Below are 5,039 nucleotides of genomic sequence, written 5' to 3' on the forward strand. Positions count from 1 at the left end.
AAGTGATATATTTCCTTCGCCTTACTTAATCAGAATAAACTTACTGAAAAGTAATGGATTTTATTTTAAAAGGCTATGATGGGGATTTTATGAAAAAATTTATTTTTGTGGCGGCGGTTTCTCTCTTAAATATAGCAAATGTACAAGCAGCAGATGGCACAATTACTATTAATGGTCTTGTCACGGATAATACTTGTACTATTGATACTGGAGATAAAAATTTAACAATTAATTTGCCTACAGTTTCATCTCAAACCTTAAAAAATGCAGGTGATGTGGCTGGTCGCACGCCTTTTCAAATTAATTTAACGAACTGCGCTGCTGCAGGTAAAGTCGCAACTTATTTTGAACCAGGTGCTACCGTTGATTTCAATACGGGTCGCTTATTAAACCAAGCAACTTCTGGTGCAGCGACAAATGTCAATATTCAGTTACTTGGCAGCAATAACGCTATGATTCCTGTACTTGCTACAAGCACAAATGAAACTCAAACGAATTCACAATGGGTAAATGTTTCAGCTGGCGGTAGTGCTGATCTTAACTACTATGCTGAATATTATGCTACAGGTGCTTCTACTGCTGGTACGGTAACATCACAAGTAAAATACACGATTATTTATCAATAAAACTAAATTAGAAGCTTCTATTCATGAATAGAAGCAATCTACTTCCTATTATTTATTATTGAGAATATGACTGATGCTTTTTCGTGGTCGTAAATTTTTCTGGGGATTAGCTTGCCTACAGGTAGCACTCACTACTACAGGTCATGCTGAAATTGTTTTACATGGTACTCGTGTCATTTATCCTTCAGATGCACGTGAGATCACATTACAGCTGAGTAATAACGGTACGGCCCCATCTCTTGTTCAAGCATGGATCGATGATGGAAATGCAAAATTGACACCCGATGAAGCAAATGTGCCTTTCGTTATTACACCACCGATTTCACGCGTAGAAGCAGCTAAGGGACAAACCCTAAGAATTACAGCTTTACCCACTACCTCTCAACTAAATCAACAACAGGAATCGATTTTTTGGCTCAATGTTTTAGATATTCCTCCTAAACCAGAAGGAAGAACTCAACAAAAAGACCAAGCCACTTCTACCTCTAATAATTTTTTGCAACTCGCTATTCGCTCACGAATTAAATTCTTTTATCGCCCTATCGATCTAAAAGACAATATTGACCAAATAAGTGAGAAAGCTCAGTGGAAAGTAAATGATCAATATCTAGTGATAAAAAACCCGACACCTTTTTTTCTTACTATCACTTCTATTTTTCAAGGAAGTGACGGCCATAAAACAGACTTATTACAGCAAGGTCTAATGATTTCCCCTTTTTCAGAGGATAAAATAAAACTAAAAAATAAAAACTTAGCAGATATGAGCTTCGTATATATCAATGATTACGGTGGACGAGTAGAGCACCCAATAAAGTTCTAACCTCCTTGTATTACTTAGGAAAACTTAAATACCTATCATGAATAGGCTCTAAAACTATGTCTAAATGGTTTATACCTTATATATGTTTAAAAAGCCCTTTTACTTTTTACGTCGTATCAAGTACTACGCTATTCATGCCTGTAGCTATATATGCTGAAAATAATACTGACGTTCCACATTTTACAAAGGCTGAATTTGATAGCAACTTCTTAGTAGGTAATGCACAAAAAATTGATATAGCTCGCTTCAAATACGGGAACCCGATCTTGCCTGGTGAATATAGCTTAGATGTTTATATTAATGGTCAATGGCTGGGTAAACGGCGTATGCGATTTACTGCCTTAATTCCTAACACAAATGCTGAAACATGTTTTACAGAGGCCATGTTGCTTGAATATGGGGTAAAAGCTGATGTTCTAAGTCAACATGACTCCACTTCATCTCTTTCATGTAAAGCTCTTGCTTCATGGATAGACAATGCCTTTTACGTATTTGATAGTTCCCATTTAAGAATTGATATTTCGATACCACAAGCCATCTTAGAAAAAAATGTACAAGGTTATATTGATCCACATTTGTGGGATCGCGGTATTAATGCAGCTTTTTTAAGCTATAACGCAACAGCATATCGAATAGTGAATGAACAGCGTGAAAATACATATGCTTTTATGGGAACCAATCTTGGAGCAAATTTAGCAAGTTGGCAGTTTCGCCATAATGGACAATGGAAATGGCAAAGTCACTCTAACTCTCAATCTAATAATTCTTCTTATACCCCGACAAATACATATGTACAAAAGGCTTTTCCCAATATCCATGGGGTTTTGACCTTAGGAGATTATTTTACCAATAGCGATTTTATTGACTCTTTGCCCTATCGTGGAATGAATATTTCAAGTGATGACCGAATGCTTCCAAATAGTATGCTCGGTTATGCTCCAAGAGTTCGAGGTTATGCCAAAACCAATGCAAAAGTCGAAGTTAGACAACAAGGTAATTTAATTTACCAGACCACAGTCCCACCCGGAAACTTTGAAATTAATGATCTCTATCCCACAGGATTTGGAGGTGAGTTACAAGTTTCGATATTTGAATCCAATGGACTAATTCAAAAATTTTCTATTCCATATGCTTCTGTCATTGAAATGCTACGTCCTCAAATGAGTCGATATTCACTCACCTTAGGACAATTTCGAGACTCAAACATTAAGTTAAATCCATGGCTAATACAGGGTAAATATCAACGTGGAATCAATAATTACCTTACAACTTATAGTGCAATTCAAGGAACGCAGCAGTATTTCTCTGTATTGTTAGGTACAGCTTTCTCAACACCGATTGGTGCTATTTCTTTTGACGCAACTCAGTCAAATGCCAATTTTTCTGATCAATCTAAAATGACAGGGCAAAGTTATCGTCTAAGTTACAATAAATTGTTTTCTCCAACGCATACCAACTTAACATTAGCAACTTATCGTTATTCAACACAAAACTATCTCAAACTGCGCGACGCAATTTTAATTCAAGACTTACAAGAGCAAAATATTGATAGTTTTTCGATAGGTAAACAAAAAAGTGAATTTCAGATTAATTTAAATCAAGCTCTTCCAAACCAATGGGGAAATTTCTATTTAGTAGGTTCGTGGACGAACTATTGGAACCAGCCTACTACTAATAAACAATTCCAATTAGGTTATAGCAACCAATTTAAAGATTTAACTTATAGTTTCTCTGCAATTAATAGTGAAACTATTCAAGCTGGCGGGCGAGCTGACCAAGATACTCAATACCTAGCGTCCCTATCCTTTCCATTAGATTTTAAGAAAACCTCTTTAAATTTGAATAGTCTTCTAAGTGAAGATAGCCAAATTTTAAGTTTAAGCGGGTTTACAGGAAGTCGTTTGAACTACGGCGCATCAATTTCTAGTCAAGATCAGGGTCAAACGAATCTCAATATTAATGGTAACTATAGAACAAACTACACAACCATAGGCACTTCAATAAGTTATGCTGATTCCTATCAACAAGAAATGCTTAACTTAAGTGGCAATATCGTTGCACATTCCCAAGGACTACTATTTGGACCAGACCAAGCCCAAACAATGGTAGTAGTCTACGCACCAGATGCGACAGGAGCACAAGTCAGCAATACACCAGGGCTCAGCATTAATAAAAACGGATATGCCATTATTCCCTATGTTACGCCTTACCGTATGAATGACATTAGCCTTGACCCACAAAATATGTCTACACGAGTTGAGCTAGCTGAAAGTAGCTTACGTATTGCTCCCTATGCAGGCTCAATCACTAAAGTTCAATTCACAACAAAAAAAGGTTATGCACTTTTTATCGCCGCGACAACTTTAGATGGCTCACATTTACCTTTTGCCGCACAGGCATATAACCAGAATAACGAAGCAATAGGTATTGTTGCGCAAGGCAGTCGTATTTATTTACGAACTCCCTTAAGCCATGACCGTTTATATGTGAAATGGGGAGCGAAGAATACTGAAAAATGCGAACTTGAATACGATATCACGGATCAAATAAAGCATAACAACCAACCAATTATTATGACAAAGGCAGTCTGTAAATGAATAAGATTTTAAAAAAAATTGGATTTTTGGCAGTGAGTCTATTTGCTTATAGCCATACAAATGCAAATTGTAATTTAAGTAAGGGTTTTACCACCGTCGATATTCCGATGAACATTGGTAAAATCGTCGTAAAGCCGACAGATCCAATAGGAACTATATTACAAAAGAATACTTTTACGATCTCTCCCAATAATTCTACTGCAACATGCAATCGTGCTAGTGATCAAATTATTGCAGCTCTCCCCTTAAATTATCCTGTTAGTCCAATAGGCAATAATGTGTATGCAACCAATATTCCCGGCATTGGTATTCGCCTTTATCGTGAAGCAGCAGATGCATCAGACTTTTCTGGATATTATCCATATAGACGTACATTAACACCTAATACAGCATATACCCTTTCACCAGGATATTTTGTTATGGAGGTGATTAAAACCGCGATGACAACAGGCTCAGGTGCATTGGTAGCAGGCCGTTACAGCACTTATTATGTATCGGGGCAACAAAATCGCCCATTTCTAACTACGACCATGTTAAGTAGTGCTCCTGTCCTGATCGCTTCCTCATCATGTGAAATTCAAAATGGTGTAGATATACCCATTCAACTCCCGACTGTTACAAAGTCAGGTTTCAAAGCGATTGGTTCAACCCAAGGAGAACAGAGCTTTAACCTATCCATTTTATGTAATGGCGGCGAAAATAACTCTGGTATAGCGACAAGCAACACGATCAGCTTAAGTTTTGATTATAATTCTGATCCCGCAAATAATCAGGTCATTAATAATAGTGCAGCAAACTCAAACAAAGCCAATGGTGTGGGTGTGGAACTGCTTTGGAATATGAATGGCGCTAACAGTCCCATTCAAAAAACAACCAAACAAAATATAGGCACTGTCAGTTCAAACCAGACTGTAGAATATGATATTCCCTTAACTGCTCGTTACTATCAAACAGCGACCAATGTAACCGCAGGCGAGGTTAAGGCAACAGCAACCG

General features: G+C 37.2%; 4 protein-coding genes. All 4 read left to right on the top strand.

The window, feature by feature from the left end; translation table 11 throughout:
• The first annotated feature begins 89 nt into the window (after nucleotides 1-89).
• Entirely contained in the window at nucleotides 90-626 is a 537-nt protein-coding gene (locus HUN22_RS15510) for a fimbrial protein (RefSeq protein WP_438839291.1), read from the top strand.
• 73 nt (nucleotides 627-699) lie between these two features.
• Nucleotides 700-1,446 (top strand): fimbrial biogenesis chaperone, encoded by a 747-nt coding sequence (locus HUN22_RS15515; RefSeq protein ID WP_174731186.1) that lies wholly within the window; start codon nucleotides 700-702, stop codon nucleotides 1,444-1,446.
• A 134-nt stretch (nucleotides 1,447-1,580) separates the two neighbouring features.
• Nucleotides 1,581-4,043 (top strand): fimbria/pilus outer membrane usher protein, encoded by a 2,463-nt coding sequence (locus HUN22_RS15520; protein ID WP_174731192.1) that lies wholly within the window; start codon nucleotides 1,581-1,583, stop codon nucleotides 4,041-4,043.
• Nucleotides 4,040-5,039 (top strand): fimbrial protein (locus HUN22_RS15525; protein ID WP_174731189.1); only part of this gene is annotated, 1,000 nt, incomplete at its 3' end. The genes HUN22_RS15520 and HUN22_RS15525, both read left to right, overlap by 4 nt.

It is taken from the genome of Acinetobacter lactucae, assembly GCF_013344765.1.
Lineage (GTDB): Bacteria > Pseudomonadota > Gammaproteobacteria > Pseudomonadales > Moraxellaceae > Acinetobacter > Acinetobacter lactucae_A.

Bases quoted from the DNA above. Each gene is read 5' to 3' on its own strand.
- HUN22_RS15510 (WP_438839291.1), top strand. From the start codon at position 90: ATGAAAAAATTTATTTTTGTGGCGGCGGTTTCTCTCTTAAATATAGCA.
- HUN22_RS15515 (WP_174731186.1), top strand. From the start codon at position 700: ATGCTTTTTCGTGGTCGTAAATTTTTCTGGGGATTAGCTTGCCTACAG.
- HUN22_RS15520 (WP_174731192.1), top strand. From the start codon at position 1,581: ATGCCTGTAGCTATATATGCTGAAAATAATACTGACGTTCCACATTTT.